The organism is Streptomyces sp. NPDC043812, from assembly GCF_056436245.1.
Genome location: NZ_JBWKCY010000001.1, coordinates 366,534 through 393,056 on the forward strand (window position 1 = coordinate 366,534; position 26,523 = coordinate 393,056).

24 protein-coding genes and 1 riboswitch are annotated in these 26,523 nt (G+C 70.8%); of the genes, 6 read left to right on the top strand and 18 right to left on the bottom strand.

Translation table 11 applies throughout. The features are described 5' to 3' along the window. Positions 1-32: 32 nt before the first annotated feature. Both AC067Z_RS01715 and AC067Z_RS01720 read left to right on the top strand, forming a co-directional pair. The gene (locus AC067Z_RS01715; protein WP_478787401.1) at positions 33-839 is read left to right on the top strand and encodes an alpha/beta hydrolase; all 807 of its coding nucleotides are present in this window, start codon (positions 33-35) and stop codon (positions 837-839) included. Further along, on the top strand, positions 832-1,395 hold the full coding sequence (locus AC067Z_RS01720) for a hypothetical protein (RefSeq protein WP_478787402.1): 564 nt from the start codon (positions 832-834) through the stop codon (positions 1,393-1,395). The genes AC067Z_RS01715 and AC067Z_RS01720 overlap by 8 nt, the downstream gene beginning before the upstream one ends. A gap of 84 nt (positions 1,396-1,479) precedes the next feature. Here the strand turns inward: AC067Z_RS01720 and AC067Z_RS01725 are convergent, their stop codons facing one another. The 6 genes from AC067Z_RS01725 to AC067Z_RS01750 form a co-directional block, all read right to left on the bottom strand. Continuing rightward, positions 1,480-2,241, bottom strand: coding sequence for an endonuclease/exonuclease/phosphatase family protein (locus AC067Z_RS01725; protein WP_478787403.1), 762 nt, complete (start codon positions 2,239-2,241; stop codon positions 1,480-1,482). A gap of 70 nt (positions 2,242-2,311) precedes the next feature. After that, positions 2,312-3,253 (bottom strand): ROK family glucokinase, encoded by a 942-nt coding sequence (locus AC067Z_RS01730; RefSeq protein ID WP_478787404.1) that lies wholly within the window; start codon positions 3,251-3,253, stop codon positions 2,312-2,314. Positions 3,254-3,318: 65 nt separating this feature from the next. Beyond that, a complete protein-coding gene (locus tag AC067Z_RS01735) occupies positions 3,319-3,753 on the bottom strand; it encodes a DUF5304 domain-containing protein (RefSeq protein WP_478787405.1) in 435 nt (144 codons plus the stop codon). Between the two features lie 64 nt (positions 3,754-3,817). Beyond that, positions 3,818-5,068: an ArsA family ATPase gene (locus tag AC067Z_RS01740; RefSeq protein WP_478787406.1), complete on the bottom strand. Its 1,251-nt coding sequence runs from the start codon at positions 5,066-5,068 to the stop codon at positions 3,818-3,820. Next, positions 5,068-5,517, bottom strand: a complete 450-nt coding sequence (locus AC067Z_RS01745; RefSeq protein WP_478787407.1) for an SRPBCC family protein — start codon at positions 5,515-5,517, stop codon at positions 5,068-5,070. Before AC067Z_RS01745 ends, AC067Z_RS01740 begins: the two co-directional genes overlap by 1 nt. Positions 5,518-5,650: 133 nt before the next feature. Further along, the gene (locus tag AC067Z_RS01750; protein WP_478787590.1) at positions 5,651-6,418 is read right to left on the bottom strand and encodes a metallophosphoesterase family protein; all 768 of its coding nucleotides are present in this window, start codon (positions 6,416-6,418) and stop codon (positions 5,651-5,653) included. A 290-nt stretch (positions 6,419-6,708) separates the two neighbouring features. Here AC067Z_RS01750 and AC067Z_RS01755 point away from each other — a divergent pair, with 290 nt between their 5' ends. Then, positions 6,709-8,505, top strand: a complete 1,797-nt coding sequence (locus tag AC067Z_RS01755) for an AMP-dependent synthetase/ligase (RefSeq protein WP_478787408.1) — start codon at positions 6,709-6,711, stop codon at positions 8,503-8,505. A 59-nt stretch (positions 8,506-8,564) separates the two neighbouring features. Here the strand turns inward: AC067Z_RS01755 and AC067Z_RS01760 are convergent, their stop codons facing one another. Beyond that, entirely contained in the window at positions 8,565-10,181 is a 1,617-nt protein-coding gene (locus AC067Z_RS01760) for a GMC oxidoreductase (protein WP_478787409.1), read from the bottom strand. A gap of 121 nt (positions 10,182-10,302) precedes the next feature. Then, positions 10,303-11,445, bottom strand: a complete 1,143-nt coding sequence (locus AC067Z_RS01765; protein ID WP_478787410.1) for a glycosyltransferase family 4 protein — start codon at positions 11,443-11,445, stop codon at positions 10,303-10,305. A 90-nt stretch (positions 11,446-11,535) separates the two neighbouring features. Here AC067Z_RS01765 and AC067Z_RS01770 point away from each other — a divergent pair, with 90 nt between their 5' ends. Next, entirely contained in the window at positions 11,536-12,774 is a 1,239-nt protein-coding gene (locus tag AC067Z_RS01770; RefSeq protein ID WP_478787411.1) for a glycosyltransferase 87 family protein, read from the top strand. Here AC067Z_RS01770 and AC067Z_RS01775 read toward each other — a convergent pair. The 5 genes from AC067Z_RS01775 to AC067Z_RS01795 all read right to left on the bottom strand — a co-directional run bounded on the left by AC067Z_RS01775 (position 12,731) and on the right by AC067Z_RS01795 (position 18,292). After that, positions 12,731-13,948: a hypothetical protein gene (locus AC067Z_RS01775; RefSeq protein WP_478787412.1), complete on the bottom strand. Its 1,218-nt coding sequence runs from the start codon at positions 13,946-13,948 to the stop codon at positions 12,731-12,733. The genes AC067Z_RS01770 and AC067Z_RS01775 overlap by 44 nt on opposite strands. A 103-nt stretch (positions 13,949-14,051) precedes the next feature. Further along, positions 14,052-15,083 carry a C40 family peptidase gene (locus tag AC067Z_RS01780; RefSeq protein WP_478787413.1) on the bottom strand — a complete coding sequence of 344 codons (1,032 nt, stop codon included), beginning with the start codon at positions 15,081-15,083 and terminating at the stop codon, positions 14,052-14,054. Positions 15,084-15,300: 217 nt separating this feature from the next. Further along, positions 15,301-16,326 carry a C40 family peptidase gene (locus AC067Z_RS01785; protein ID WP_478787414.1) on the bottom strand — a complete coding sequence of 342 codons (1,026 nt, stop codon included), beginning with the start codon at positions 16,324-16,326 and terminating at the stop codon, positions 15,301-15,303. Positions 16,327-16,647: 321 nt separating this feature from the next. Then, complete coding sequence (locus tag AC067Z_RS01790; protein ID WP_478787415.1) at positions 16,648-18,012, bottom strand: NYN domain-containing protein; 1,365 nt, start codon at positions 18,010-18,012, stop codon at positions 16,648-16,650. Between the two features lie 37 nt (positions 18,013-18,049). Beyond that, positions 18,050-18,292 carry a hypothetical protein gene (locus tag AC067Z_RS01795; protein WP_478787416.1) on the bottom strand — a complete coding sequence of 81 codons (243 nt, stop codon included), beginning with the start codon at positions 18,290-18,292 and terminating at the stop codon, positions 18,050-18,052. 151 nt (positions 18,293-18,443) lie between these two features. Here AC067Z_RS01795 and AC067Z_RS01800 point away from each other — a divergent pair, with 151 nt between their 5' ends. Both AC067Z_RS01800 and AC067Z_RS01805 read left to right on the top strand, forming a co-directional pair. Further along, the gene (locus AC067Z_RS01800) at positions 18,444-19,166 is read left to right on the top strand and encodes a rhomboid family intramembrane serine protease (protein ID WP_478787417.1); all 723 of its coding nucleotides are present in this window, start codon (positions 18,444-18,446) and stop codon (positions 19,164-19,166) included. After that, positions 19,163-19,444, top strand: a complete 282-nt coding sequence (locus AC067Z_RS01805; protein ID WP_266543481.1) for an Lrp/AsnC family transcriptional regulator — start codon at positions 19,163-19,165, stop codon at positions 19,442-19,444. The genes AC067Z_RS01800 and AC067Z_RS01805 overlap by 4 nt, the downstream gene beginning before the upstream one ends. 503 nt (positions 19,445-19,947) lie before the next feature. Here AC067Z_RS01805 and AC067Z_RS01810 read toward each other — a convergent pair. The 5 genes from AC067Z_RS01810 to qcrC form a co-directional block, all read right to left on the bottom strand. Beyond that, positions 19,948-21,393 (bottom strand): aminotransferase class V-fold PLP-dependent enzyme, encoded by a 1,446-nt coding sequence (locus AC067Z_RS01810; protein WP_478787418.1) that lies wholly within the window; start codon positions 21,391-21,393, stop codon positions 19,948-19,950. 202 nt (positions 21,394-21,595) lie between these two features. Next, positions 21,596-21,713: riboswitch (SAM riboswitch) on the bottom strand. A gap of 76 nt (positions 21,714-21,789) precedes the next feature. Further along, a complete protein-coding gene (gene trpD / locus AC067Z_RS01815; RefSeq protein ID WP_478787419.1) occupies positions 21,790-22,854 on the bottom strand; it encodes an anthranilate phosphoribosyltransferase in 1,065 nt (354 codons plus the stop codon). Between the two features lie 124 nt (positions 22,855-22,978). Then, a complete protein-coding gene (gene qcrB / locus AC067Z_RS01820; RefSeq protein ID WP_478787420.1) occupies positions 22,979-24,607 on the bottom strand; it encodes a cytochrome bc1 complex cytochrome b subunit in 1,629 nt (542 codons plus the stop codon). Then, on the bottom strand, positions 24,604-25,680 hold the full coding sequence (gene qcrA, locus AC067Z_RS01825) for a cytochrome bc1 complex Rieske iron-sulfur subunit (protein WP_478787421.1): 1,077 nt from the start codon (positions 25,678-25,680) through the stop codon (positions 24,604-24,606). The genes qcrB and qcrA overlap by 4 nt, the downstream gene beginning before the upstream one ends. Beyond that, the gene (gene qcrC, locus AC067Z_RS01830) at positions 25,677-26,486 is read right to left on the bottom strand and encodes a cytochrome bc1 complex diheme cytochrome c subunit (RefSeq protein WP_478787422.1); all 810 of its coding nucleotides are present in this window, start codon (positions 26,484-26,486) and stop codon (positions 25,677-25,679) included. Before qcrC ends, qcrA begins: the two co-directional genes overlap by 4 nt. Positions 26,487-26,523: the final 37 nt, after the last annotated feature.

Genomic DNA, 26,523 nt, shown 5'->3' on the forward strand with positions numbered 1-26,523 from the left:
CCTCACGTACATCTCACGAACAGGAGACCCCGGTGCCGGTCCTTCCTGGAGCCGAGCCCTACCGCCATGACGGCGGAGAGGTCGGCGTCCTTCTCTGTCACGGATTCACCGGTTCCCCGCAGTCGCTGCGCCCGTGGGCGGAGTACCTGGCGGAGCGCGGGCTCACGGTGTCCCTGCCGCTGCTGCCGGGTCACGGTACGCGCTGGCAGGACATGCAGGTGACCGGCTGGCAGGACTGGTACGCGGAGGTGGACCGCGAACTGCGCTCGCTGCGGGAGAGGTGCAGCCGGGTCTTCGTCTTCGGGCTCTCGATGGGCGGCGCGCTCACGCTGCGCCTGGCGGCCAAGCACGGGGACGCGGTGCGCGGCATCGTCGTGGTCAACCCGGCGAACAAGGTGCACGGCGCCATGGCGTCGCTGCTGCCCGTCGTGCGCCATCTGGTCCCCTCCACCAAGGGTCTGACCAGCGACATAGCGAAGGAAGGCGTCGAGGAGCTGGGGTACGACCGGGTGCCGCTGCACGCCGCGCACTCGGTGCGGCAGTTCTTCCGCCTGGTCGACGGCGAGCTGCCGCAGGTGACCCAGCCGATGCTGCTCCTGCACAGCCCCGAGGACCATGTGGTGCCGCCCGCCGATTCGGCGCGCATCCTGAGCCGGGTCTCGTCCACGGACGTCACGGAGATCCTGCTGGAACAGAGCTACCACGTCGCGACGTTGGACCACGATGCGGAGCGGATTTTCGAGGAGAGTTACGCGTTCATCGGCCGGCTCGCTCCGGAAACCGGGACCGGCGGGTCCCCCACGACGGAGTCCTTGGGAGGGAGCAGAACCGGTGGCTGAGCAGCACGATGCGGACCGTGAGCCGCAGCCGATCGACGAGGAGGCAGCCTGGGCCGCCATCGTCGCGGGGTACGGCGAGGAGCCGGCGGACCCGCCGGGCGCCAAGCCGTTCAAGTCGGTGGAGGATCTTGCAGTGCTCGAGAACGGGCTGAACGAGACCTCGGAGCGCGAGCCCGCGCCCGACGCCTCCGACACGGACAAGCCCGCGCTGGGCAGCTCCATCACGTTCGCGCCGGGTGTCGGCGGCCCGCGCGACTACCAGGTCCCGGAGGCGAGCGACGACGACCTGGACGAGACCGACGAGGGTCACTTCGTCCCGCCGGAGCCGCCGCCCCTGCCGGAGGCGGACGTGACAGCCAAGTTCGCCTGGCTCGCGGTGATCGGCGGCCCGGTGCTGATGCTGGTCGCGGTGCTGCTGCAGTGGGACATGACGTGGTGGCTGACGACGGTGTGCATCGGCGGGTTCCTGGGCGGGTTCGCGACGCTGGTGGCGCGGATGTCGACGGACGACGATGACGACGACCTGGACAACCCGGGTCGCGGCGCGGTGGTGTGACACGGACGGGCCGGCAGTGCCGGCCCGTCCGGTAGCCGCCGTGGAGGAAGGGCGGGCAGCGCGACAGGTCCGCGCCGCTCCCTCCTATCCGGCCGGCAGCCGCAGCGCCGCCAGCACCGGCAGGTGGTCCGTCGCCGCGCGGAGGTCCTCGTCCGTCACCCCCGGCAGACCACGCGGCACCCCGCAGCCCAGCACCTCCACCCGCGGGGTCGCGAAGATCGCGTCGATCCGCTGGTGCGGGTCCGCCGGTGTCGACGTGTACTCCTCGCCCCACGCGTTCACCGCCCAGCAGTCCTGCAGCGCGCTCGACAGACGCCGGAAGCTGCGTCCGCCCGGGCGCTCGTTGATGTCGCCCGCGGCGACCGCGTGCGGGGTCCCCATCGCCGCGAGCCGGTCCAGCAGCATCCCCGCCTGGGCGTGACGCTCGTCCGTCTGCAGGCTCAGATGGCAGCTGATCACGCCGAGCCGCGCGCCCGCGAACCGTACGACCGCTGTGGCGAAGCCCCGCCGGTGCAGTCCCGGGGCGAGCGGCAGCAGCACGTCGTCCGTGCGCTCCACGGTCGCCCGCAGCGAGCACAGCAGCAGCGGGCCGGCCGCGGTCGCGCCGCCGGAGAGCATCACCAGATCGGTCCTGGCTGCGAGGCGTGCCGCGTGCTTGCGCCAGCGGAAGAAGCGCGGGGCCTCCTGGACGAACACCAGGTCCGGTTCACAGGCACGGATCACCCGGACCAGTGCGTCCTCGTCGTCACGCATCGAGCGGATGTTGTAGGTCAGCACCCGGATCACGGCCGAACCGTCCGGTTCGGTGCGGGAGTTGGGCAGCGTACGCATCGTGCTGATGGCCATGCCGATCAAGATACGACGGTGCCCGCCGCAATCCCATGAGGACGCGACGGGCACAGTGGGGCGTCGGGGCTCAGCCCTGGCGAGCCAGGTCGGCCGCGCCCACCAGGCCCGCCTTGCCGCCCAGTTGGGCGGCGAGCACCTGGGCGTGCGGACGCCACTGGCCGCCGATGAGCCAGCGACGGAAGGACTTGCGGATCGGGTCGAGGACCAGGTCGCCCTCGTCCGAGACTCCGCCGCCGACGATGAACGCCGACGGGTCGAAGAGCGATGCGAGGTCCGCCAGGCCCGCTCCCGCCCAGCGCGCCAGCTCGCGGAAAGAGTCGACGGCGACCGGACAGCCCAGCCGGGCGGCCTGGCTGATGTGCTTGCCCTGGATGCCCCCGATGGTGCCGTCGCCGAGGCCGAGGAGGATCGTCGCGTTCTCCGGGGTGGCGTTGGCGCGCTGCTTGGCGTAGCGCACCAAGGCGCGGCCGGAGGCGTACTGCTCCCAGCAGCCCTGGCTGCCGCAGCCGCACAGCAGGCCGTCGGGGACGACCCGGATGTGGCCGAACTCGGCGGCCACACCGAAGCGCCCGCGGCGGAGCTTGTTGCCGATGATGATGCCGCCACCGAGGCCGGTGCCGAGCGTGATGCAGATGACGTCCTCGTGGCCCTGTCCGGCGCCGAAGCGGTACTCGCCCCAGGCGGCGGCGTTGGCGTCGTTCTCGACCACGACGGGGAGGCCGACGCGCTGCTCGACCTTGTCCTTGAGCGGCTCGTGCCGCCAGTCGATGTTCGGCGCGAACAGGACGGTCGCGCGCTTGTCGTCGACGTATCCGGCGGCGCCGATGCCGACGGCCTCGATGTCGTGCCCCTGGCCCGCGCCCGCGACGGCTGCACAGATCGCGTCGACGATCGACTCGGGGGTCGACGGGGTGGGCACCGTGTGCGTCTCGAGAATGGTGCCCTCTTCGTCGACCACGCCCGCCGCGATCTTGGTGCCGCCGATGTCGACGCCGATGGTGAGTCCCATGTGTCCCTCAGTATTCGGTCGAGCCCCGCTACGGCCAACCGTACCCGAGGGCGGGCCTGGCCTGGTCAGTCCAGGTCGATGTGCTCGCTGGGGCCGGGGCCCTCGTCGCGCGGGTCGTCGGGCTCCTCGGCGGTGTGCGTCCGCCGGGTCCAGCGGCTTTCCTGGTTCTCGACCGCGGAACGGTAGGCGGCGAGCAGTTCGCCTCCGGCGGCCGCGAGATGGTCGAAGACCTGCGGATTCCGCTCGATGACCGGCTCGACCGCGGCCTTGGCCTGGTTGACGAACTGCTGCACGGCGCTCTGCGCGGCCATGCCCGGCAGAGAGGACTGGAAGGACGTGACCTTCTCGGCCACGACGTCGAAGAGCTTGCGCAGCTCATCGGCTGCGGAGCCGGGCGCCTGCCCGTACTGGGCACGGCGGCGGGCCCGCTCCTCCTGGAGGTCCTCCTCGCAGGCGGTCGCCCAGGCGTCGTCGTCGGGGCGCTCTGTCGCTTCGCTCATGACGTGCTCCTGGGGCTGTTTCGCAGGGTGTGCTCCCGACGTTACCCGAACGGGGGTACGGCGTTCAGCGGGTCGGCCACAGGCCGGGGTCCGGAGTGAAGCGCACGGAGAGGGTGCCGCCCTTGAGTCCGGCGCCTGCCACCGTGCAGCGCCGGAGCGCCGACGGCAGCGCAATGATCCTTCGGAACGGCCCGACGGTGATCAGGAGTTCATCCCCGCGGCGTACAAGGCTGAGCTCCTCCTTGACGGCGTCCGGCAGGTCGAGCCGCCAGATGTAGGTGCCGCTGCCGGTGTCGGCCCCGGGGTGGACGACGTGTCCCGGTTCCCCGCGGGGGCCTTCGCGGTCGAGTTCGGCGGCCGGGCCGTCGCCCTCGAAGAGGCCCGCGTCTGCGCCGGCGGCCTCGAAGATCGTGCAGGACGCCTCCGCGTCGAGCCGGGCGAGATCGCCGATGCCCTGCGGGTCGCGGCCGAGATGGGGCAGCTCGCACACCGTGGACTGCGGGGTCCGGGCGCCGTACCACTCGTGCAGGCACTTCTCCTGCTGGGCGCGGAGGCCCGCGAGCCACGGGTCGGCCGTTTCGGGCGGCAGGATCCGGTTCGGTACGAGGGTGTCGACGTGTATGCCGTGCAGGGCGAGGCCGGGCCGGGCGGCCCGTAGCGCGTCCGCGGCACGTGGGCCGGGCTCCGCGACCACCCGCACGGTCGTGTTCGTGGAGTCGATCAGACACTGGACCGCGGCCAGCTCGGTGTCCCAGCGCTCAGCGGTCTCGTAGAGCCACTGCGCGGGCATCGGTACGCCGGCCAGCTGGGCCAGCATGGGGCGCAGCGCACGCGCGGCCTGCCGCTCGCGCGGCAGCAGCCTGCGCAGATAGCGGCGCAGCTGCTCGGGGAGGGCGAGCAGCGCGATGGTGTCCGGCAGCGGGGGCATGTCGACGACGAGGACGTCCCACTCGCCGCGGGAGGCGACGGTCAGCGCGTGCAGCAGCGCGAACTGGCCGCTGCCGGGCAGTTCGGTGAGCTCCTCGTCCTCGAACCGCACCGCTCCGAGGAGGTCGAGGCCCGCCGAGATCCGCTCCTGCAGCGACAGGAACTCGGCACGGAAGTCCGCACCGGAGTCGATGCGTGCGGCCCACAGCCCGTCCGCGACCTGTCCGGGAGCGTCGGGCGGGCACGTGACCGGTGTGTCGAGGACGGACTCCGCTTCGGCGGAGAGCAGCAGCGTGCGCCTGCCGCGCCGGGCTGCGGCGAGCGCCGTGGCCGCGGCGACGGTGGTGCGGCCCGCGCCGCCGAGGCCGGTGACGAGGACCCTGCGCATCAGAGCGCGGGGGTGCTTTCGACGCGCTTCTTCAGACCGGCCAGGGCACGGTCGATGATGACCTTCTCGGCCTTGCGCTTGATCATGCCGAGCATGGGGATCTTGACGTCGACGGTGAGCTGGTAGGTGACCTCGGTCCGGTCCCCGCCGCCGACGGGGGCGAGCGTGTACGAGCCGTCGATGGCGCGCAGCATCTGGGACTTCACGAGCGTCCAGCTGACCTCGTTGTCACCGGTCCACGTGTACGCGAGGGTGTGGTCGTCCTTGATCGCACCGGCGTCGAGGACCAGCCGGACCTGCTCGGCGCGGCCCAGGGAGTCGGTGGCGAGCACCTCGGCCTCCTTCACCTCGCCCGTCCACTCCGGGTAGCGCGCGAAGTCGGAGATCACGCCCATGACATCGGCCGGCGCCGCATCGATCGTGATGCTCGAGCTGGTGTGTTCCGCCATCGCGCGGCTCCTCAACAGTGCGGTGATCACCGGGGTGGTGTGGTGGTGTGCAGGCTACCGCGAGCGCAGGGCACGAAAGCGGCGGGCCCGGGTCACGGCGGCGTGATCCCTGCGCCTTCGGTTCACCCGCCGCTCACCAGGTGAGCGACCAGGGGCGCCCGCTCGACGCGAAGTGACCCACGTTCACGCACTCGGTGGCCCCGACGCGCATCCGGCGGACGAGCGGCTGGTGGACATGGCCGAACAGCGCGTAACGGGGGCGGGTGCGCCGGATGGCCGCGAGCAGGGCGCGGCTGCCGCGTTCGAAGCGGCGGGCGACGGTGTCGTAGGTCAGTTCGGGGACCTCGGGCGGGATGTGCGTGCAGAGCACGTCGACCTCGCCGAGGGACTCGACCTTGGCGGCGTACTCCTCGTCGGAGATCTCGTAGGGGGTGCGCATCGGTGTGCGCAGTCCGCCGCCGACGAACCCGAAGACGCGGCCGCCGATCTCGACCCGCTCGCCGTCGAGGACGGTGGTACCGGGCCGGGCGAACTCGGGCCACAGTGTGGGGATGTCGACATTGCCGTAGGTGGCGTACGTCGGGGTGGGGAAGGCCGCGAACATCTCGGCGTACTGGCGGCGTACCGCGGACTCGATGGCGGTCTCGCGGTCGACGCCGATCTCCGCCCAGAGACTGCGCCCCAGATCGCGGGCCTCGTCGAAGCGGCGCGCGGTGCGCAGTTCGACGAGGCGATGGGCGTTCTCGACGCCGAAGAGGTCGGGGAAGATGCCGCGCGAGTGGTCGGCGTAGTCGAGGAACAGGACCAGGTCGCCGAGGCAGATCAGGGCGTCGGCACCGTTGCCCGCGGTGGCGAGATCCTTCGCATTGCCGTGCACGTCACTGACCACGTTGACTCGCATGCCTCGCATGACGATCACCCTAGAACGGCCGTGGGGGGCGCTGGTAGGAGGGGGCGGACCTGCGGTTATTTTCGGGTCGGGGACGGGGTGGAATACTCTGCGCCAAGGCCGGTCATTGACGTGTGACGCAGGGAACATTGGCCGGTAACCCCTATCGGGAACTGAGTACTGGTGGGTAACGTCCGGGCAGTCCAGTCGTGCTCACCCCACTGAGCACCTGCCCGATCTTGGACCGCAGCCGGTGCATCACACAGAGCCGTGGCGCCGGCGCCCGATGAGGAGCAGCAGTCTTGCGCGAGTTCAGCCTTCCGGCCCTGTACGAGGTCCCCACGGACGGCAACCTGACGGATCTCATCCGCCGCAATGCCGCGCAGCATCCGGATGTGGCCGTCATGGGCCGCAAGGTGGCCGGTGCGTGGGCCGACGTCACCGCCACCCAGTTCCTGGCCGAGGTACGGGCCGCCGCCAAAGGCCTGATCGCCGCCGGTATCCGGCCCGGCGACCGGGTCGGCCTGATGTCCCGCACCCGCTACGAGTGGGTGCAGCTCGATTTCGCGATCTGGAGCGCGGGCGCGGTCACCGTCCCCGTGTACGAGACCAGCTCGGCCGAACAGGTCCAGTGGATCCTCGGCGACTCGGGCGCGGTCGCGGTCATCGTGGAGGGCGACGCACACGCGGCCGCCGTCGAGTCGGTGCGCGAGACGCTGCCCGCCGTCAAGCACGTGTGGCGGATCGAGCAGGGCACGATCGAGGAACTGACCGCCGCCGGCGCGGAGATCTCCGACGCGACGGTCGACGAGCGCGGTGCGACGGCGAAGGCCGACGACCCCGCGACCATCGTCTACACCTCCGGCACCACGGGGCGCCCCAAGGGCTGTGTGCTCACCCACCGCGCCTTCTTCGCGGAGTGCGGCAACCTGGTCGAGCGCCTCAAGCCGCTGTTCCGTACGGGCGAGAGCTCGGTGCTGCTCTTCCTCCCCGCCGCGCATGTCTTCGGCCGCATGGTCGAGATCGCGGCCGTGATGGCACCCATCAAGCTCGGCTGCGTGCCGGACATCAAGAACCTCACCGACGAACTGGCCTCCTTCCGGCCGACGCTGATCCTCGGTGTGCCGCGCGTCTTCGAGAAGGTCTACAACTCGGCGCGGGCGAAGGCCCAGGCGGACGGCAAGGGCAAGATCTTCGACAAGGCCGCGAACACGGCGATCGCCTACAGCCGCGCGATCGGCACCCCGCAGGGCGCACCGATCGGCCTGAAGCTCAAGCACAAGGTCTTCGACCGGCTCGTCTACAGCAAGCTCCGTGCGGTGCTGGGCGGCCGCGGCGAGTACGCGGTCTCCGGCGGCGCGCCGCTGGGCGAGCGGCTCGGCCACTTCTTCCGCGGCATCGGCTTCACGGTGCTGGAGGGCTACGGCCTGACCGAGTCGTGCGCGGCGACCGCGTTCAACCCGTGGGACCGGCAGAAGATCGGCACGGTGGGTCAGCCCCTGCCCGGCTCGGTGGTGCGGATCGCCGACGACGGCGAGGTCCTGCTGCACGGTGAGCACATCTTCGCGGGCTACTGGAACAACGAGGCGGCCACCGCCGAGGCGCTGGCCGACGGCTGGTTCCACACCGGTGACATCGGCACCCTCGACGAGGACGGCTACCTCGCGATCACCGGCCGCAAGAAGGAGATCCTGGTCACCGCAGGCGGCAAGAACGTCGCCCCCGCGGTGATCGAGGACCGTATCCGCGCGCACGCGCTGGTCGCCGAGTGCATGGTGGTGGGCGACGGACGCCCGTTCGTGGGCGCGCTGGTCACCATCGACGAGGAGTTCCTCGGCCGTTGGGCCGAGGAGCACGGCAAGCCGTCGGACGTGACGGCGGCGGCGCTGCGGGACGACCCGGAGCTGCTGGCCGAGATCCAGAGCGCGGTGGACGACGGCAACGCGGCGGTGTCCAAGGCGGAGTCGGTGCGCAAGTTCCGCATCCTCGCGTCCCAGTTCACGGAGGAGGCGGGGCACATCACCCCGTCCCTGAAGCTGAAGCGGAACGTGGTGGCGAAGGACTTCGCGGACGAGATCGAATCGATCTACCGCGGCTGACGAGGTGTCGTCGACGGGGCTGAAGTTGCAGGCGACTTCAGCCCCATCGGCGTTGTGCGCTACCCCCCGTCCTCCGCCAGCACCCGCGACACGCAACGCTCCGCCAGCGCCGTGATCGTCACGAACGGGTTCACCCCCAGCGATCCCGGTACCAGCGCCCCGTCGACCACGTACAGCCGTGTGCACCCCTTCACCCGCCCCCAGTCGTCCGTCGCCCGGCCCAGCACGCAGCCGCCCAGCGGGTGGTACGTGAAGTCGTCGGCGAACACCCTGTTCCCGCCGAACAGGTCGTAGCGGTAGATCGTCCCGTTGGCGCGGTTGACGCGGTCGAAGAGCGCCTTCACCGCCGCGACCGACGGCTCGTTCTGGGAACGGGCCCACTCCAGCCGGGCCGAGTCCGTCGCCGCGTCGTAGCGGAAGCGGCCCCGCTCCGGGTTCTTCGTGATCGCCAGATACAGGCTGATCCAGTGCTCGAAGCCCATCGGCAGCGGCGCGATCTCCGCGAAGACGGGGTGCACCGGGTTCGACCAGTCGTCGATGCCCAGCGCTGGCATCGTCGCCTGGTTCGCGCCGACCGTGTCCCAGATGTGGTTGGCGCGGGCGACCATCACATTGCCGTTGTGGCCCCAGCCCGCGCCGACTTCGGGGTCGAGGTCGGGCAGTGTGCCGGTGTCGCGGGCCCGCAGCAGGATCTCCGTCGTGCCAAGGCTGCCGGCGCCGAGGAAGAGCCGTTCGCAGCCGATCTCCGAGGTCCCGGTGACCCGCCCGGCGGTGTCGAGCGTGTCGACGGTCAGGACGTACGTGCCGTCCGGTTCGCGGCGCACGGCACGCACCCGGCTGAGGGTGCGTACGGTGACCTTTCCGGTGCCGATCGCGGCCGCCAGATATGTCTTGTCGACGCTCCGCTTGCCGTGGTTGTTGCCGTAGATGACCTCTCCCGCGAGTGCGGACTTCACGGCCTGGCCACTCGCCTCGCGCTGCATGTACCCGAAGTCGTAGACGTTGGGGACGAACACGGTCCGCAGCCCTGCCCTCGCGGCATGGGCGCGGGAGATCCGGGCGAAGCGGTACCACTCGGTCGACTCGAACCACGCGGGGTCGACGCTGTTGACGCCGAGCATCCGGCGGGCCATCGGGAACCACGTCCCGTACATGGCGTCGGCGTCCACCCGGGGCAGCACCTCGGAGAAGTACTCCCGTGAAGGCGTCACGGCCATACCGCCGTTGACCAGGGAACCGCCACCGACGCCCCGCCCGACGAACACCGACATGCCGTCGTACCGCACCCGGTCGAGCACACCGGGGTAGGGGCTGATGGCCTTGTTGACGACGTCGAGCCACAGGAACGTCGCGAGCGGCGCCTCGGTGCGGGTGCGGAACCACATGGAACGCCGGTCGGGGGCGGCCGTGCTGCAGAAGACCTTGCCGTCGGGGCCCGGGGTGTTCCAGAGCCGGCCCATCTCCAGGACGAGGGTGTCGATGCCGGCCTCGCCGAGGCGGAGCGCGGCGACGGCGGCGCCGTATCCGGAGCCGACGACCACGGCGGGCGCACGGTCGGCGGCGGGGGGCTCCACGGCGGATGCCGAGGAGAGACCGATGCGGGTGAAGCCGAGCGCGGAGGCCATCTGCAGGGCACCTATGCCCAACAGGTGACGACGCGTCAGATGTGGTGTCATGTCCGGAGCATGTGCGGAATTCCGGATTCCGCACAGTGGTTCCACATGCCCGGAACTGATGAACCGTCAAAAAGTGTTGACGCAGGTCGGGGAAGTGTTCAGCGGAGCACCCGGCGGACCGTCACAGCAGCGTCCGCAGCTTCTCCGCGAGCAGGTCCCAGCGCCACTTCTCCTCGACCCAGGCCCGGCCCCGCTCCCCCATCCGCCGCCGCAGTTCGGCATCCCCCAGCAGCGCCACGATCCGCTCGGCCGACTCCTCCGGCACCCCGCCGCGGACCACCCAGCCGGTCTCCCCGTCGAGCACCGCGTCCGGTGCGCCGCCCGAGTCCCCGGCCACCACCGGCAGACCCGTCGCCGACGCCTCCAGATAGACGATGCCGAGGCCCTCGACGTCCAGGCCGCCCCGCCGCGTCCGGCAGGGCATGGCGAACACGTCGCCCGCCCCGTAGTGCGCGGGCAGCTCCGACCAGGGCACGGCTCCCGTGAACCGCACCGCGTCCGCCACCCCGGTCTCCGCCGCCAGCTTGCGCAGGTCCTTCTCGTACGGGCCACCACCCACGATCAGCAGTACCGCGTCCGGCACCTGCGCCAGGATCGCGGGCATCGCGAGGATCAGCGTGTCCTGGCCCTTGCGGGGCACCAGCCGCGAGACGCAGACGACCACGGGCCGGTCGCTGAGGCCGAGCCGCTCGCGGACCGCGTCCCCGCCCGAGCCGGGGTGGAACGTCTTCTCGTCGACACCGGGTGGCAGCTGGACCATGCGGTCGGCCGCCTCGGGGGTGAGTGCCTGCGCTATCCGCGATCGCGTGTATTCGCCCAGATAGGTGATCGTGTCCGTGCCCTCGCCGATCCGGCGCAGCAGCTGCCGGGACGCGGGCAGCTGTGCCCAGCCCGCCTCGTGACCGTGCGTCGTGGCCACCAGCCGCCGCGCGCCCGCCCTGCGCAGAGCGGGGGCCATGAGGCCGAGCGGCGCCGCCGCACCGAACCACACCGACTCGCAGCCGTGCTCGCGCAGCAGCTCGGTGGCGCGCCGGGTGACCCGCGGGGTCGGCAGCAGCATCGTCGTACGGTCGCGCACGACGGTGAACGGCTGTTCCGCGTCGAACGCCGCGGTCGCCTCCACGCCCTCGCGGCTGCGCTTCCAGGTGGAGGCGTAGACGACGAGCTGCCCCGGGTCCAGCCGCAGCGCCATGTTGTGCAGGAAGGCCTGGATGCCGCCCGGCCTGGGCGGGAAGTCGTTCGTCACGATCAGCGTCTTGTGCATCGCCGCCGACAGTACCGAACGGCGCTTCCCCGTCCCGCACAGCCCCGCCCGGCATGATGGGCAGCCCGGTTCCCCGGCGAAAGGGACAGGATGCCGCAGGCGGTGACGAGGGGCACGGCCGTGCCCCTCGCCGTGTGGGTCCTGACCCGTGCGGCACTGCTGCTGTGCGTCCTCAAGGCCGTCACGTTCCCCGGGCCCGATGTCACCAACGACGTCTCGGTGATCTACCAGGGCTGGTACGAGGTGCTCCGCACCGGTACGTATCCGGCGGCCGACGTCACCTGGCAGTACCCGCCCGCCGCCGCCCTCGCGATCCTCGCCCCCGGCCTGGTCCCGGGCCTCGCGTACTCCCCCGCCTTCTTCGTCCTCGTCCTCCTCTGCGACCTGCTCGTCCTCGGGCTGCTGCGGTACGCGGAGAGGGGCGGCGGCACACGGCGCGGCACCTGGGTGTGGGTCGTGGGTGTGCCGCTGCTCGGCCCCACGGTCTACGCCCGCTACGACCTGATGGTGACCGCTGTCGCCGTCGCCGCGCTCCTGGCCGGGGTCCGCCGCCCGCGCACCCTGGGCGCGCTCGCGGGGTTCGGAGCACTGCTCAAGGTGTGGCCGGCGCTGCTGCTCGTGGGGGTCCCGCGCGGCAGGGCCACCCGGCGCTCGTGGACCGCGGCCCTGCTCACGTGCGGGGCGCTGACCCTGGCGTTCACCGCCGCCATGCCGGGCGCCCTGGCCTTCCTCACCGCCCAGCGCGACCGCGGCACGGAGGTCGAGTCGCTGGGAGCACTCGTCTTCCATCTGGCCCGACACGCCGGTTGGCGGGGGGAGGTGCTGCTGAACTACGGCTCGGTCGAGTTCGTCGGCCCGTACGTCCGGCTCGTCAGCCTGCTGTCGCTGGGCCTCAGCGCCGCCGCCCTGTGCTGGCTGGTGGTGTGGCGGCTGCGGGCGCGCACGGCGAGGCCCGGTACCCCCGCGGACGCGGCGTTCGCCGCGGTGCTGCTGTTCACCACCACGAGCCGGGTGATCAGCCCGCAGTACCTGGTGTGGCTGGTGGGACTAGCCGCGGTGTGCCTGGTGCGCGCGGACAGCCGGATGGTGCGCCCGGCCCTGCTGACGCTGGGCGCCGCCGCGGTCACCGTGCTGGAGTTTCCCGTGTGGTTCGCGCATGTGGTGGCGAGCGACGGCCTCGGTGTCGCTCTGCTCGTCCTGCGCAACGGACTGCTCGTCGCCGCGACCCTCGTCGCCTGCCGACGGCTGTGGCGAGGCACGGTGACGGCCCGCCCGGGCGCGGCCGTCAGCCCAGACGTTCGTGCAGATGGTCCCGCCACAGTGCGGTGAACTCGTCCGGAGTGATGCCCAGCACCTCACCCAGCGCCCGCTCCACGGCGCCGTCGCGGTGCTCGCCCTCGCCGACGGACCGGTAGAACGCGGTGAGACTGTCCTCCCCCCAGCGTTCGGCGATCAGCTCGCACGCCAGCCGGCCGCCCTCGTAGGCCCGTGCCAGCCCCGCCGCGTCCCCTCCGAAGGCGAAGCCCTCGTCGTCGGGCAGCGCACCGGGCACGTCACCGGCGCGGACGGCGTCCCGCAGCTCGGGCGCGGTCTCCTCGGCGGTGCGGCCCGTGCCGCGGTACGCGACCCAGTCGGCGAACCCCTCGGAGAGCCACATCGGGGTGGCGGCGGAGGTGTGGGCGCGGGTCGCCACATGAGTGGTCTCGTGCGCCAGCACGATCTCCTGCCCGAAGGCGCCGAGCAGTCCGTACGCCTCGGGGTTGACGATCACCCGGTCCGCGGGCGCGTCCCCCTTGCCGCCGGTCTCGCCCGTCGTGACGGCCGCGACTGAGCGGTAGCCGGCCGCCGGGGCGCCCAGCAGCCGGCCCATGGACTCCACGGACGGCGGCACCAGGACGACCACGCGGCCGGCCCACTTCGACGGCCAGGCGTCCAGGACGGCGGGCACGGCCCGGTCGGTGGCGGCCGCGAGCTCGCGCAACCGTTTCCCGTCCTGGCCGACACCGAGGACCAGGCTGTGGCTGCCCCGTACCGCCGTCACGTCGCCCTGCTGCCACAGCAGCTGAGGTGCGCCGGTGCCGGCGCGGTCGGCGGTCACGTACCAGCGGCCGTCCCGCTCGGCGAGTTCCAGGGTGCGCGAGGCGGTCACCGGGGCACTGTCGTAGCCGTCGATGCGGTAGCGCAGCTCGGTGTCCGCGACGGCTTCGGCGCCCCGGTGGCGCACGCCCTTGATGCGGTACTCCCACGATTCGAACGGCACGTCGGCGAGGTTGTCGAACTCCTTGCCCTGCCGTGTGCGCAGCCCGGCCGCGCCGGGCTCCAGCGCGGCGAGGTAGCCGGCGCGGTCGTGGTCGACGACGGCGGCGGCCCGGTCGTCCAGCATGCGCTGGATCTCCACCACGGTGGGGTCGACCGCCCTGTCGGGGACCGTGCACCCGGATGCCGCGATCAGCACGGCGACCCCGAGCCCCGCCGTGCGCTGCGCGCGCCTGTGACCTGCCACTCCGCGATGGTACGAAACAGTGGCGGGAAGCGGCTCGGTACTGCGCCTCGCACGGGGCCGGGGCGGGGACGGGAACGCCCCGCGACCAGCTCCTGTCCGGACGCTAGACCCTCGTCACCGCGTGGATCGGCATCATGCCCACCGGGTCGTAGCGCACCGCCGCCCCCGGATACGGCGCGTGGACCACCTGGCCGTTGCCCATGTACATGCCGACGTGGCTCGCATCGCCCCGGTACGTGACGATGTCACCCGGCCGCGCCTCGGACAGCGCGATACGGCGGCCCGCGTTCGCCTGGGCCTGCGAGGTGCGCGGCAGGCCAACCCCGGCCTGCGCGTAGGACCACTGCACCAGGCCCGAACAGTCGAAGCCGGACGGCCCGTTGGCGCCCCAGACGTAGGGGCGGCCGACCACGCCGCGGGCCGCCATGGCTGCCGCTGCCGCGTGGGCGGAGCCCTGTGCCATGCCGGCCAGGTCGGGCACGGCGCCGTCGCGGCCGGAGCGAGAGGCCCGGTCGTACGCGGCACGCTCGTCGTCCGGCAGGGCGTTCAGCAGCCGACGCGCCTCGGACAGCTTGCGCTCCACGCTGCGCTTGTGCCGGGCCACGGCCGAGCGGTTGCGCTCCAGTTCGGTGAGGTCACGGGTGGCCTCGGCGCGCTCCTGGCCGATGTCGCGCTGCTCGCGCTGCAGCTCCTCCAACGCCGACGACTGGCGTTCGCCGATGCGGTCGAGGACGGCGGCCCGTTCGAGATACGTGTCGGGATCGGCGGAGAGGAACAACTCAAGCTCCGGGTCCACGCCACCGGAGCGGTACTGCGCGCCCGCGACCGTGCCGAGCGCCGCCCGCATCCGGTTGATGCGTTCCTGCCCGCGGGCGACGCTGTCCTGCGCGTTCGCCACCCGCTCGCGCAGCAGCTCGACGTTCTCACCCGCCTTGTGGAAACGCTCGGTGGCCCGCTCGGCCTCCTCGTAGAGACGGTCGACCTTGGCTCGGGTGGAGTCCGCGGGGTCCCGGGGGTCCGCGCTCGCCGGTGCCGCGCCCAGTGCGGCGGCCGCTGTGGCGGCCGCGGCGGTGAGGACGGTGACACGGGCGCTCTGAGTGAGACCGGGTTGTGAGGGTCGGCGGTGGGACACCACGTGCCGCGCTCCCTTCCGCACACTTCGCAGAATTCGAGGATCTGGTGACGTTGCGCGGCAGAGAGTAACCGTGCGACCGCACAGCGGCCAACGACCGTTGCGGGCACACAAAGTGACGCCCCGCCGGAGACCACAGGTCACCGGCGGGGCGCAGCATCAGCGGGATATGACGGAATTCCCCCGTTCGGGCGGGTGTGAAAGCCCGCCGAACGATTCGTCAGATACGTACGCCGAACATGAACGGCATGTTGTTGATCGACTCGTAGCGCACGCTCGCACCCGGCTTCGGGGCGTGCAGCACCTGACCGTTGCCGGCGTAGAAGCCGACATGGTGCATGTCGCCGTAGAAGATGACCAGGTCGCCCTGCTGGAGCGCGCTCTGCGAGGAGATACGGGTGCCCGCGCTGGCCTGCGACTGCGAGGTGCGCGGGATGGAGACACCGGCCTGCGCGTACGCCCAGGAGGTGAGGCCGGAGCAGTCGAACGAGCTCGGGCCGGAGGCGCCGTAGACGTACGGCGAGCCGATCTTCGACTGGGCGGCGGCGAACGCGGCGGCGGCGCGCTGCGAGGCGGGGACGGCGTTGCCCAGGTCCGCGCGCGAACTGGCGCGGTTGGCGCGGGAGTCGTCGGCGGCGAGCGTGGCACGCTCGGCAGCGGTGAGGGAGTTCAGCAGCTTCTGCGCGGAGGCGAGCTTGCCCTGGACTTCCTTCTTCTTCTCGCCCAGCTCCTTGCGCGTGTCGGCGAGGTCGGTGAGCTTGCCCTGGGCCTCCTGGCGCTGCTGCGCGAGGGTGCGCTGCTTGGCCTGGATGTCCTGGATCGCCTCGGTCTGCTTGGCACCGAGCTGGTCCAGCGCGGAGGCCTTGTCGAGGTAGGTGTCCGGGTCGCCCGAGAGGAAGAGCTGCAGCGAGGGGTCGATGCCGCCCGAGCGGTACTGGGCGCTGGCGACCGAACCGAGGCTGTCCCGCAGGGTGTTGAGCTCTTCCTGACCGCGCGCCACCTTGTCCTGCAGCGCATCGATCTGGTCGTCGAGCTTCTCCTGCTTCTCCTTGGCCCCGTTGTACTTCTCGGTGGCCTGTTCCGCCTCTTCGTAGAGCTTGTCGACCTTCTCCTTGACCTCGCTCTTGCTCGGCTTCGGGTCGGCCTGAGCGGTCTGGGCGGTCAGGGCGACGGCCGCGGCGGCGGTCGCGGTGAGCACGGTCACGCGGGTGCGGCTCGGCTGCTTGGGACGACGGTGGGACGCCACGAAGGCGAGCTCCTTCTTCCTCGAGCCGCCTACCGGGCTGTGGGGGGTTGAATCCCCGGCGTCCGTACGTCGGGTCCCCCGGGGAAAAAAGGGTCGAACTGTACGAACTCGGCGGTTCCTTCGCTGTCGCCCCGGATGGGCGATCAACCGCGCGAAGGTTCGAGGCCCGACCCTAGTGACCTTCTTGTGATCAGTTCAAATCCTCATCGGAAAAATTTCTCCCGCGGAGCGCATTCTTTACTCACATCACACACGTAGTAATGGCCACTTGACGCACCGTCCCAGCCGGGACGATACGAAATCGGGCATTTGTGGCGGGAGTTACGAGACGCGCGAAAGCCGCTTCAGCAACAAGGCGGACGCGACCGGGCGGGCACCCGCCTTCGCCACCCCGTCGGCCACTTCCCGGTCGGTCGAGACGACCACCACCGGGCGGCCCACGGGCTCCGCACGCACCAGCTGACGGATCAGCTCGTCGGCGGTCACACCGGGCTTGGAGAACAGCACCCGCACCCCGCGCGGCGGCGCCAGCAGCACGGGCGCGGCCAGTTCGGCACCGTCGAAGACACAGGTGACCTCGGCACCGGTCTGCGCGGCCAGCATCGACAGCCCGCCGAGAAGGCGCAGGCGCTGCTTCTCCAGCGGCATCGTCGGATAGCCGGTCTTGGTGACGTTGTAGCCGTCGACGACGAGATGCGCCTGCGGCAGCGCCAGCAGCTGGTCCAACAGCGCCGGGTCGGTCTCCGACAGAGCACGGGCCGCGATGTCCTTCGGCGACATCCGCCCCGGCTCGACCGCGTCGACCGTGTCAGCAGGGTGGATCCCCGCGGGCGGCAGGGCCAGCTCGCGGCGCAAGCCCTGGGCCGCGTCCAGCACGGTGTCCAGCAGGAGCCGCAGCCGCATGTCCTCGATCGACCGCCCCTCGCGGGCGGCGCGCCGTCCGGCCTCCACCGCCGCCTCGGCCTCGCCGAGCCGCGCCTTGAGGCGGCGGCTCTCGCTCTCGGCCGCGGACACCTGAGCGGCCGCCTGGGCCCTGATCGCGTCGATCTCGGTCGTCGTGCGGCGCAGGGCGGCCTCACCGCGCTTCACATCGGCCTGGGCGCTGCGCAGCTTGCGGCCGAGCGACTCGCTCTCCTTGCGGGCACCGTCCAGCTCGACCCTCAGCCGCTCGGTCTCGGCCTTGATCTGACCACGCGCCTCGGCAAGCTCCTCGCGCAGCCGCTCCAGCTCGCGCCGGCCCGCCTCGTCGGCGCGCTCGGCGTCCACACGGAGGGCCTCCTCACCCGCGGCGGCGACAAGTTTCACCCATCCGGCGGGACGCAGCACATAGGCGGCGGCCGCCACGTCCACCGGGTCGGCGGCGGCGGGCGGCGACCCCGACTCCAGCGCACGGGCGAGGTCCGGCTGCGCAGTGCCGATCCGCTCGCCGATGCGCTGGCGGAAGACCGGGTCGCCTTCCAGCGCCGCGGCCATGGCATTACCGGCGAACTTGGCCCGCCGACTGGGGGTGAAACGGGCGTACTGCCGCAACTGGGGCGGAAGTTCGGCGACGGTCAGGCCGCCGAACGCATCCGAGACCAGGGCGACGACCCGGCGCCGCACGCCTTCGGGCAGCGGGCGGTCGAGCGCCTCGGCAGCGTCACCGGCCGTACCGGCCGGCTCTGCGCCACTCGCGGGCTGCTCCACGATCCGTCACCCCTACCATCCATGCGGGCCGCTCTCTTCAGGAACCGGCGCCCGGCCTGTCCACCAGCTCGATCTGGTCCACCGCGTTGCACCAGCGACAGCGGACCGACTCGATGGTCTCACTGACCACCTCGCGCTCCTCCACGTTCGGCTCACCGGCGAGGTCCAGATGCACGTACTCGACGACCTTGGAAGAGCGGGTGACGTCGAAGCGTGTGAGGTTGCCGCAGAGCGTGCAGCGCCACCTGGTCTCGGCGGTCGGCGAGGGAACCGTCGTCATCGTGCCGTCCTCTTTCGTCGTGCGGGATGCGGGTGCCGCGGTGCGCCGTCGAACTGCGGATGTACTGCCTGTAACCCTACGGCCTCACGGGTACGCGTGGCCGCGGCGAGGCACTCTGCACCGGTCGGTCCCACTACGCCATGCTCTGTCCATGATCAGTCGGTGGAGCACGGCCAGGAAAAGGGTCCACAGCGCGTCGAAGGGACCGCGGGTCACCTACACCCTGATCGCGCTCTGCTGTGCGGTCTTCGTGGTCAGCCCCGTCTCCGGACTCAACCCCGCCCCCGACCTGCTGGCAGCGCAGACGGCCTACTTCGAACGCTGGGGCGTCATCCCCGACGAACTCATGGGCAAGTCGGCGCGCGCCCTGCTGACCCCGCTCACCGCCCTGTTCGTCCACGGCAGTTGGCTGCATCTGCTGGGGAACATGCTCTTCCTCTACGTCTTCGGCACGATGGCCGAAGAGCGTATGGGGCGCGTGGAGTTCGCCCTGTTCTACCTGGGCGCCGGATACCTGGCCCTTCTCGCATACGCGGTGGCCAACGCTGCCTCGGGGCAGACGCTGGTCGGCGCCTCGGGGGCGATCTCCGCGGTGCTGGGCGCGTTCCTGTACCTGTTCCCCAGAGCACGGGTCACCAGCCTGTTCCCGTTCCTCTTCTTCCTGCCGCTGCGCTTCCCGGCCTGGATGGTGCTGATCTTCTGGTTCGTCCTGCAGTGGCTGGCGGCCCGGAACGCGGACAGCGGTCCGGGCGTGGCCTATCTGGCGCACCTCTCGGGGTTCTCGGTGGGCTTCCTCTACGCGTGGGGCCGCTTCGGACGTGGGACTAGAGTGAAGGCATCTGCAGCGGCCACCGAGGGAGAACGCCAACCGTGATCACCGCGATCGTGCTCATCAAGACCAGCGTGGACCGCATCCCCGAGATCGCCGAGTCGATCGCGGCGCTGGACAGCGTCAGCGAGGTCTTCTCCGTGACCGGCACCTACGACCTGATCGCGATGGTCCGCGTGGCCAAGCACGACGACCTGGCGGACGTGATCCCCGGCCGGATCAGCAAGATCCAGGGCGTGGAGGGGACGGACACGCATGTCGCGTTCCGTACGTACTCGCAGCACGACCTGGAGGCGGCGTTCGCGATCGGCCTCGACGCGTAGCCCTCGGGCGGGCGGCGGACCGGGTTCACGCTGCCGAGCGTGGCCCGGGCCGTGGGCGTTCGGCGTCGGTCCTCGGGCGTGGCCGGGTTCGTGTGGTTCGGCGTCCGGGTGCCGCTCCGGGGGCATGTCCGGGACTGCTTTCCCTTACTTGCGCCACTCCAGACTCACGACGCCTTACGTCCCGAACACGCCCCTGCGCGTCCCCCTTCCCGGCCCCGGCCGTCTCCCTCCCGCCCGGAGAGCACCGCACCCACCTACGGGGAGCCACTCCTGCCCGTGGGGCGACCACCGGCCGCAACGGTCGAATCCGGCGTGAGGGGGACGGGGTCGCAGGAGGGGGGTGCCCGGACGTAAGGCGTCGTGAGCAGGGGACCGGCAAGTACGGGAAAGCAGTCCGGGCACCCCCCTCCCGGAGGCCCCGGCACCCGCACAAACCACCCCCTGGGCAGGGGGGCACGGGCACGGGGCCGCCAGCCTGCTAGGGCCCACGGGGCGAAGCCCCGTCACACCGCAGGGACGCAGCGGCCGTCCTCCGTGCGGTACGCCCACTTCGCGCCCTCCCGCACCAGCTCCCCCACCGCCGCCACGAAGCGCTCCACGTGCTCGTCCGGCGTACCCGCCCCGAAGCTGACGCGGATCGCGTTCAGCGAGCGCTCCCCCGGCTCCGCTTCCGGCGCCCCGCACTCGCCCGCGTCCTGCGGGTCGCTGCCCAGCAGCGTGCGCACCAGCGGGTGCGCGCAGAACAGACCGTCCCGTACGCCGATCCCGTACTCGGCCGAGAGCGCCGCCGCGAAGTGCGAGCTGTTCCAGCCCTCCACCACGAAGGAGATGACGCCCACCCGCGGTGCGTCGTCGCCGAAGAGGGACAGCACGCGGACCTCGGGCACCGCCGCCAGGCCCTCTCGGACCTTCGCGATCAGGTGCTGCTCGCGGGCGACCAGCGCGTCGAAACCGGCGTCGGTCAGCGCCTTGCACGCCGACGCGATCGAGTAGACGCCGATGACGTTCGGCGAACCGGCCTCGTGGCGGGCGGCCGTGGTGTGCCATTCGACGTCCACGCCTCCGTCGGCGCGCCGTGCGACCTTGCGCGAGGCGCCGCCGCCCGCGAGGTACGGCTCGGCGTCCGTCAGCCAGTCCGCACGGCCGGCGAGCACACCGGAGCCGAACGGCGCGTACAGCTTGTGCCCCGAGAAGGCGACCCAGTCGACGTCCAACTCCTTCACGGACACGGGGTGGTGGGGCGCCAGCTGGGCGGCGTCGAGGACGATGCGGGCACCGTGGGCGTGCGCTGCCGCGGCCAACTCCTTGACCGGCCACAGCTCACCGGTGACGTTCGACGCGCCGGTCACGCAGACCAGGGCCGGTCCGTACGGCTCGCGGCCGGCGAGCGCGTGCTCCAGCGTCCGTACGGCGTCGTCGGGGGTGCGGGGTGCGTTGAGGTAGGTCACGCGGGTGCCGCCCCACGGCAGCAGCGAGGCGTGGTGCTCGGTCTCGAAGACGAAGACCTGGCATTCGGCGGGCAGCGCGGCGGCGAGCAGGTTCAGCGAGTCGGTGGTGGAGCGGGTGAAGACGACCTGGTCGTCGTCCCTGCAGTCCAGGAACTCGTGGACCGCCACGCGGCTGTTCTCGAACAGGTCGGTGGACAGCTGGGAGAGGTAGCCGGCACCGCGGTGCACGCTGCCGTAGTACGGCGCGTAGGCGGCGACGTCGTCCCAGACGCGCTGCAGGGCCGGGGCGCTGGCCGCGTAGTCGAGGGCGGCGTAGGTGACCTCGCCGCCGGTGACGAGCGGGACGGTGACGTCCCGGCCGAGAACGGGCAGCGGGGCGGCGCAGCAGGGCTCGCCATCGACAGCGACGGTGCCGGCGGCAGTCACAGCGGCGGTGGCTGCCGCGGTGGGGGACGGGCTGGCGACGGCGGAGGCAGTGGTGGTGTCAGGGCACACGGACATGGCGGTATCTCCCGGCAGGAAAAGGCGAGTTGGCTTCGACGAACCCGTAACGGAGGTACGGGGAAGGCCTCGACGCACGGGAGTGACCGCGCGGAGGTGTACGGAAGAAGGGGCGGAAACGCCCTATCGCATTCGCTTGCTCACGAGACTGCTCCCTTGAGGACCAGGACCCCAGGGACGCGGCATTCGACGATGCCGCGGGGGTCCGCGCTTGCCACAGACCTCGCTGCCTGCGGCCTGGTCTTCACCCGGGGCACCCCGCCACGGACGGAGGGTTGCCGGACAGCGGGCCGGGGCCGTAATCGCTGTCACTCATGACCTTGGGAAGCATCTTGCCATACGTCTCGCACTGCGCAAGGGCGCGGTCCAGTATCCGGACCGCGCCCCGCCCCGCGGCTACGAGTTGCTCGCGGCCACCCAGCGTTCCAGCGCGGCCCGGGCCGCGCCCGAGTCGATGGACTGCGCAGCTCGCGCCACACCGGCTGCAAGCTGCTCGTTCAGCGTGCCGTCCGTCGGCTCCAGCGCCACCAGCGCGGCGGCGGAGTTGAGGAGAACCGCGTCCCGTACGGGCCCGGTCTCGCCGGCCAGCAGCCGGCGCGCGACGTCCGCGTTGTACGAGGCGTCCGCGCCGCGCAGCGCCTCGACGGGCACCAGGTCGATGCCGATGTCCCGCGGGTCGAACGCCTCCTCGCGCACCTCCCCGTCCCGGACGCGCCACACCCGGGAGGTCGCGGTGGTCGTCAGTTCGTCCAGTCCGTCGTCGCCGCGGAAGACGAGGGCGGAGGAGCCTCGCTCGGCGAGCACCCCGGCCACGATCGGCGCCATCCGCGCGTCGGCGACACCGGTCGCCTGCGCCTTGACCTTGGCCGGATTGGTCAGCGGGCCGAGGAAGTTGAACACGGTGCGGATGCCCAGCTCCTTGCGGGCAACGGCGACGTGCCGCAGCGCGGGATGGAACTTGACCGCGAAGCAGAAGGTGATGCCCGCCTGCTCGGCGACCTGTACCACCTGCTGCGGGGTCAGCTCCAGATTGACGCCGAGCTTCTCCAGAACGTCGGACGCACCGCTCGCGGAGGACGCGGCGCGGTTGCCGTGCTTGACCACCTTCGCGCCCGTACCCGCCACGACGATGGCGGACATGGTGGAGATGTTCACCGTCTTGGCCCCGTCTCCGCCCGTGCCGACGATGTCGACGCTGGGGCCGGGTACCTCGATCAGCTTGGCGTGCGCGTACATCGTCCGGACCAGACCGGAGATCTCCTCGACCGTCTCGCCCTTGGCACGCAGCGCGACCACGAAGCCGGCGATCTGCGCGTGGGTCGCTTCGCCGCTGAGGATGCGGTCCATGGCCCACGCGGTGGCGTCCGCGCTCTGGTCACGGTTGTCGAGGAGGGAATTCAGCACGCTCGGCCAGGAGTAGGCCGCCACGCTGTCGCCGCCTTCAGGGGTCACAACGTTCATGGTCCACTCCTGGGTCCACGTGCCGACAGAGATGTCTCCACCCTATCCAGCCCCGGTTACGGCGAAGGGCCCCGTCCAACGAATGGACGGGGCCCTCGGCTGTGGCGACCTTCAGGTCAGGCGATCAGTGGTGGCCGTGGCCGCTGGTGATCTCCTTGTACTCCTCGGTGGTGGGCTTGGCGATCTGGTTGTCCTCGCCGTAGTAGCCCTTGTTGAGCTTGACGCGCAGCTTCTCCATGCGGCCGATCTTGCGGCGGACACCGTTCTCGTCGACCGCCGGGCCGATCTCGGCCGGCGTGTACTGCTCGTGTGCGGTGAGCTTGTACCGGTCGGCCTGCGAGAGCGGCTCGTGGATCTCGACGAACTCACCGTGCGGCAGGCGCTTGATGATGCCGGACTCCCGCCCGTGCAGCACCTTCTCCTTGTCGCGACGCTGCAGACCCAGGCAGATCCGCTTGGTGATGATGAACGCGAGGACCGGTCCGACGAAGTACGTGATGCGGACGAACCAGGTGATCGCATTGATCGACAGGTGGAAGTGCGTCGCGAAGATGTCGTTTCCGCCACCGAGCAGCATGATCACGTAGCCAACGACCCAGGCGACACCCAGCGCGGTACGCGTCGGCGCGTTGCGCGGGCGGTCCAGGATGTGGTGCTCGCGCTTGTCGCCGGTGATCCAGGACTCGATGAACGGGTAGACGGCGATCGCCGCGAGGACCACACCGAAGATGACCAGCGGGATGAACACACCCAGGACGAGCGTGTGACCCCACAGGTTGATCTCCCAGCCCGGCATCACACGGATCAGACCCTCGGCGAAGCCCATGTACCAGTCGGGCTGGGCGCCGGTGGACACCTGGTCCGGTCGGTAGGGACCGAGCGCCCACACCGGGTTGATCGTGAACAGGCCGGCGATGATCGCGATGACACCGAAGACCAGGAAGAAGAAGCCTCCGGCCTTGGCCATGTACACCGGCAGCAGCGGCATGCCGACGACGTTCTTGTTCGTCTTGCCGGGGCCCGCGAACTGCGTGTGCTTGTGGTAGAAGACCAGGATCAGGTGGGCCACCACGAGACCGAGCATGATGCCCGGCAGCAGCAGGATGTGGATCGAGTAGAACCGGGCCACCATGTCGTGGCCGGGGAACTCCCCGCCGAACAGGAACATCGAGATGTACGTGCCGACGATCGGCGTGGACAGGATCGCGCCCTGCGTGAAGCGGACACCGGTGCCGGAGAGCAGGTCGTCCGGGAGCGAGTAACCGGTGAACCCGGTGAACATGCCGAGGACGAACAGCAGGAAGCCGAACAGCCAGTTGATCTCACGCGGCTTGCGGAACGCGCCCGTGAAGAACACGCGCATCATGTGCACGAACATGCCCGCGAGGAAGATCAGCGCGGCCCAGTGGTGGATCTGCCGGATGAGCAGACCACCGCGGACGTCGAAGCTGATGTCCAGGGTCGAGGCGTACGCCTGGGTCATACGGATGCCCTGCATCGGCACGTACGAGCCGTGGTACTCGATCTCGGCCATGCTGGGCTGGAAGAACAGCGTCAGATACACACCCGTGAGGATGATGATGATGAAGCTGTAGAGGCAGATCTCGCCCAGCATGAAGGACCAGTGGTCCGGGAAGATCTTCCGCATGTTGGCCTTGGCCAGGGAGTAGATCCCGAGCCGGCCGTCGGCCCAGTCGGCGACTTTCTCGCCGGCGGGTGCCTTCTTCTTGGCGTCTGTTGCCGTGGTACTCATCCGCGCTCCCAGAAGGCAGGACCGACAGGCTCTTGGAAGTCGCCGAGCGCTTCGAGATTGCCCTCGGCGTTCACACCGATCTGCAGCTGCGGAAGCGGGTGACCGGCCGGGCCGAAGATGACGCGGGCGCCGTCGGAGAGGTCGAAGGTGGACTGGTGGCACGGGCAGAGGACGTGGTGCGTCTGCTGCTCGTACAGGCTGATCGGGCAGCCGACGTGGGTGCAGATCTTCGAGTAGGCGACGATTCCGTCGACCGACCACTCGAGCTCGCGCTTGTCCTTGATGTCCTCCGGCTGGATGCGGACGATCATCAGGGCGGCCTTGGCGATCTCGTTGTTGAACTCGTGGTTGCTCTCCTCCAGGCCCTCGGGCATGGCGAAGGTCAGCGACCCGACCGCGATGTCCTCGGGACGCAGCGGCTCATTCGTGTTCATGTTGATGAGCTGCTTGCCCTTGGACCACAGGGTGTGGCGGAGCTTGTCCTCGGGCAGCGGGCCCAGCTCGCGCAGCAGCACGACGCCGGAGAGCGGCACCATGGCCAGCGCGCCGAACATCGTGTTGCGGATGAGCTTGCGCCGGCCGATGGCGGACTCCCGCGCACCGTCCGCGAAGTCGGCCATGACCTTGGCCTTGACCTCGGGCTCCGCCTGGATCGGGTGCCGGTCGTCGGCGACCTCGACATCGGACATCAGGGTGCGCGCCCAGTGGACGGCGCCCGCGCCGATGCAGAAGAGCGCGATACCCAGGGTCAGACCCAGCGAGAAGTTGAGCGCGCTGATGTGACCGAGCGGCCAGACGTAGATGATCTTGCTGACATCGAAGATCACGAACGAGGCGATGAAGCCGACCGTGGCCAGCATCGACAGCGTGAACAGGAAGGCGACGGTGCGCTCGGAGCGCCTGGCCGCACGCTCGTCGATGTCCTGGACGCGCGGCTTGTGGGCCGGCAGTCCCGGATCGGCGAGCGGGTCCTCGTCACGCTGTGCGACAGCAGTGCCGCCGCCGTGAGCCGCGTCATGCGCGGTGCCCTGCTCTACCGGCAGGTTCTCTTCTGAATTCTCTTGGCTACTCATGACTTCTTGGCCTTAGCGGTGTGGGCCGCAACCCAGACGGCAACAGCGATCAGCGAGCCCAGACCGAAGATCCAGCCGAACAGACCCTCACTCACGGGGCCGAGGCCGCCGAGGGCGAACCCGCCGGGAGTGGGCGTCTCGTCGCTGTTCACGGACTTGACGTACGCGATGATGTCCCGCTTCTGCTGCTCGGGCAGCGTGGAGTCGGGGAACGACGGCATGTTCTGCGGGCCGGTCTGCATGGCCTCGTAGAGATGCTTCGCGCTCACGCCGTCCAGGCTCGGTGCGTACTTGCCGTCGGTCAGGGCGCCGCCCTCACCGGTGAAGTTGTGGCACTGGGCGCAGTTGGTGCGGAACAGGTCGCCACCCTTGGCGATGTCCGCCTCGGCCGGGTCGAACTGCTCCTCGGTCGGAACGATCGGACCGGCACCGAGGGAGGCGACGTACGCCGCGAGCTGGTCGATCTCCTTCTGGGAGTAGATGACCTTCTTCTTCGGCACCTGGGCGCCGGGCTGCTGGGCCGGCATACGTCCGGTGCCGACCTGGAAGTCGACCGCGGCGGAGCCGACGCCGACCAGGGAGGGGCCGTCGGAGGTGCCCTGACCGCCGGTTCCGTGGCAGCTTGCGCAGCCCACGGTGTAGAGCTTCTGCCCCTCCTTGATGGCGAGGGACTGGGCGGTTTCATCGGCCTGCGCCTTGTCCGCGGGTGCGAACGCGGCGTACAGCCCCCCAGTGGCCGCCAGCGCGAGGAGTAGGACGACGACCGCCGCCAGCGGATGGCGTCGTCGTGCGGAGAGCTTTTTCACGGATTACCCCGGTGTCAGGATCTTCTGCGTCGGTGCT